4 protein-coding genes are annotated in these 4,148 nt (G+C 40.5%); all 4 read left to right on the top strand.

The window, feature by feature from the left end; translation table 11 throughout:
• Positions 1 to 533: 533 nt before the first annotated feature.
• A complete protein-coding gene (locus AC1DPZ_RS23230) occupies positions 534 to 737 on the top strand; it encodes a hypothetical protein (RefSeq protein WP_477407930.1) in 204 nt (67 codons plus the stop codon).
• 205 nt (positions 738 to 942) lie between these two features.
• Complete coding sequence (locus tag AC1DPZ_RS23225) at positions 943 to 2,391, top strand: circularly permuted type 2 ATP-grasp protein (RefSeq protein ID WP_477407928.1); 1,449 nt, start codon at positions 943 to 945, stop codon at positions 2,389 to 2,391.
• A gap of 120 nt (positions 2,392 to 2,511) precedes the next feature.
• Positions 2,512 to 3,447: an alpha-E domain-containing protein gene (locus AC1DPZ_RS23220; RefSeq protein ID WP_477407926.1), complete on the top strand. Its 936-nt coding sequence runs from the start codon at positions 2,512 to 2,514 to the stop codon at positions 3,445 to 3,447.
• 123 nt (positions 3,448 to 3,570) lie between these two features.
• Positions 3,571 to 4,148, top strand: a 578-nt coding sequence (locus AC1DPZ_RS23215) for a transglutaminase family protein (RefSeq protein ID WP_477407924.1), incomplete at its 3' end; no start/stop codon positions are given.

Below are 4,148 nucleotides of genomic sequence, written 5' to 3'. Positions count from 1 at the left end.
GTATTCCTGCACATTAAATTCATACTTTTTACGCCTGTCTTCAATTTTTAACTTAATCTTTTCCACCTTTATTTAACAACCATCATCAGCAACGTCGGCAAGCACAGTTGTTTGTGCCAACGCAGGATAATTTGCCAGTAAAAAGATTATACTTAAAATAGTTTTCATGTTAAAACACGATTAAGCTTGAAACAGGCTGGTTTAAATATATGATTACTACCAAATTAAGCAGAATACTTGGTATAAATTCCGTATCCGGGCCATTATTAAGCGATTGTAAACTAAGTTGTATAATAACCCGGCATTATGTAAACCCTAACGCGGGTATTTTCTATAAAAGGTGACCTATACCTGCAATTTAACTTGTTTGTTCCGGCTTAATTAATTACATCCTTCGGTTATCTTACATCAGCAACCGGCCGATGTTTTTTTTGAGAAATTTTGTGGTATCGCTTTCATCTTCGCCAGCAATTATCATTAACTTTAGCAGAACCCGATTCTAACATTAGAAACACAAAATCGGTGTTAAACCTTTGAAGAATATATCTAAACTTTCTGATACGGTATCAATTGCATTAAACTTTGTTGCTGCTTTAGCGGATAATGAACCTTTTGGCCGTTTATTATTACCACAGCCTGCGGGCAACTGCAACCAAGCCTTACATAATAAGCCACATTTTTTATTATTTGACGTAACTAACATGAATAATTGTAACAGGTATATGATTAATGAATGATTTTTAAGCGACGATAATTAGCCTTTTAGAACGAGTTTTAGCCCAATAAATTACCATATCATTACTTAAACTTAGCCAAAAATGAAAAATCAATTAAAATAATCGCAAAAAATTAAAAATAATTTGCTTTTTTATCAAAAACACTTCATAAATTACATTTTTAAAAAATAACTGATTAGTAACTTTCAAACTTTCACAATTTTCTATGCAGGAATCAGCTTATTTTAATAAATATAACCCTATTGGGGGTGTTTGGGACGAAATGTACGGCTCGGATAGCAATGTTCGTGAGCATTATCGCAAGGTAATTGAATATATTTCAAATGAATCGGCCGATGACCTGAACAAAAAAGAAGAGCTGGCCAAGCGCCTGTTCATGAGCCAGGGTATTACGTTCACCGTGTATAACAGTGGCGAGGGCATTGAAAAAATTTTTCCGTTTGATATCATTCCCCGTATTATTACCGCCAGCGAATGGGCTTTTGTAGAGCGTGGCATTAAGCAGCGCCTTACCGCGCTTAATCACTTCCTGAAGGATATTTACAATAACCAGTTTATTGTAAAAGACGGTATTGTGCCGATAGATATTATTTACTCCTGCCCGCATTTTTTGCGGGAGATGTACCAGCTAAAGGTGCCGTATGATATCTATGTGCATATTTCGGGTATCGACCTGATCCGCGATGAGGACGGTACTTTTTATGTACTGGAAGATAATCTCCGTACCCCATCGGGCGTAAGTTATATGCTGGAGAACAGGGAGATTACGAAGCGCCTATTTCCCGATTTGTTGCCGCAATGCGGGGTACGCAGCGTTACAGAGTATCCTACTATATTGTATAAAAACCTGCTGGCCATTTCACCAAGGCAAATCTCGAACCCAACTATTGTACTGTTAAGTCCGGGGATTTATAACTCTGCTTATTTTGAGCATACCACGCTGGCCCGTTTAATGGGTGTTGAGCTGGTTGAGGGTCGCGACCTGGTAGTTAACAACCATAAGGTTTATATGAAAACAACCACGGGCTTACAACAGGTTGATGTAATATACCGCAGGGTTGATGATGAATATTTAGATCCGCTGGTGTTTAACCCGGCCAGTATGCTGGGGGTTGCCGGCATTATGGGCGCTTATCGTAAAGGAAACGTTGCCATTGTAAACGCTATAGGAACCGGCGTAGCCGATGATAAAGCGGTTTATGTTTATGTGCCCGATATGATCCGTTACTATCTGAACGAAGAGCCGATACTAAAAAACGTACCCACCCATCAATTAGGTAATCCCGACGAGCGCGAGCTTGTGTTTAAGAACCTTAATAAAATGGTGGTTAAAAAAACCAACGGCAGCGGTGGCTACGGCATGCTGATGGGCCACGCGGCCACTGAGCAGGAGATTGACGATTATAAAAAAGAGATCCTGAAAGATCCCCGTAACTTTATTGCTCAGCCAACCATAAGCCTTTCGTCGGCGCCTTGCTATATGCAGGGTTCACTAACGCCGCGCCGTATTGATCTGAGGCCTTATGCACTATACGGCCCGGATGGTATTGAAATTGTACCAGGCGGATTAACCCGTGTGGCATTAAAGGAAGGCTCACTGGTAGTGAACAGCTCGCAGGGCGGTGGAAGTAAGGATACATGGGTGTTGGCTTAGTGCCCCCCGGCCCCCTAAAGGGGGAGGAAGTGTGCAAGCGACTAAAGGCAAACTTGAAAAATAGACTTTATAAATTAAACAAATCGAAAAATTCCCCCTTTAGGGGGTTAGGGGGCTAATATGTTAAGCAGGGTTGCAGCAAGTTTTTATTGGTTAAGCCGTTACATTGAGCGCAGCGATGGTATGTTGCGGATGCTCAAAATTAATTATGCCTCATCGCAGGATACGGTACAGGAATTTACCTGGGAGCCGGTAGTAAGGATATTTGCCGGTTTGAATGAAGATGGAGCCGATCAGCTGGATAATGACAGCCGGGCGGTTTTGAAGTATATGGTTACGGGCAAAAATAATCCTAATTCTATACTCAGCATCATTACACTGGCCCGGGAGAATGCCCGTGGCGTACAGGAACACATCACCAAGGATCTTTGGCAATGCCTTAACGAGTATTACCACACCGTAAAAGATTCGCGCCTGGAGCGCTCCTTACAGCGTGAGGACCCTATTGGTGTACTTGATGTACTAATAAAGCAGGTAATGCTTTATTACGGCACAGTGGAGATTACGATGGAGCGTGGCGAAGGCCGCAGTTTTATGAATATTGGTAAATATTTGGAGCGTGCCATACAATCGGTGGATATTTTGGATACCAAATTCAGCTCGATAAGTGATAACCCCGATCTGTTAACTGATACCACCTATTGGAAACATCTGCTGCTTTCTTTAGGCGGATATGAGCTGTACCTGAAAACCTACCGGGAAGGTTTTGAAGCCGAAAACATATTGGAGCAGGTTGTTCTGAATAACGATTTTCCGCGTTCGGTTATCTATTCGGTAAACAATATTCAGCGTTATTTTGACAGGTTGAAGAATGATAGCAATGTTGATACTTTCCGCGAGATGTCGTTCCAGATCGGGCGTTTACAAAGCCGGATCAAATACAGTTCGGTAAAAAGCATCCGGGCCGAAGGATTGCATTTATTTTTAACCCAGATAAGGAATGAACTTCATGGTATAGGTAATTCACTTAATGAATATTACTTCGCAAACTCCTAATAATTTGAAAATTCGCTGATTTGAAAATTTGAAAATGATTAAATAAACAATTTGAAGATTAATAAATGGATAATCAGATCCATTTATCAAATCTTCAAATTCTCAAATTAACTAATTAAAGATATGCCTGAATTTAAAATACAACATATAACCAAATATACCTATGAGGGGATGGTTCGGGATAGCGCCAACCAAATCATCTTGTACCCTATCAAAGATGAGTACCAGGATGTAATAAACCAGGAAATAAATATAACCGGCGCCCCTGTTGTGGATACTCATATTGATTATTACGGTAACGAGGTTGGCAGTTTTACCTACAGCGAACCGCACGCGGTAATGCTCATCAATTCAAAACTAAGTGTTACCACTAAGCAAAGACCCTCACCCGTTAATGATATCTTCCCCGAGCAACAGTGGGAGTACCTGAAACATATCCAGTACATGGTACCTTATATTGATTTTTTAAAGCAGGAATATTTTGAGGGTTTACCCGAACTGCAGGTGGTTGTTAATAAGGAAAGACAAAAAGATGATACACCCTACCAGATAGCCCTCCGCTTTTGCAGTTATGTTTATCAAAACTTCAACTACATAAAAGGTGTTACCACAGTTGAAACCACACTTGATGAAGTATGGAACTTAAAAGCTGGCGTTTGCCAGGATTTTGCGCATATTTTAATGGTGATGCTGCGCTTATT

The sequence above is a fragment of the Mucilaginibacter sp. P4_G9 genome (assembly GCF_056400985.1).
This window is presented reverse-complemented; position numbering and strand designations above follow the sequence as displayed.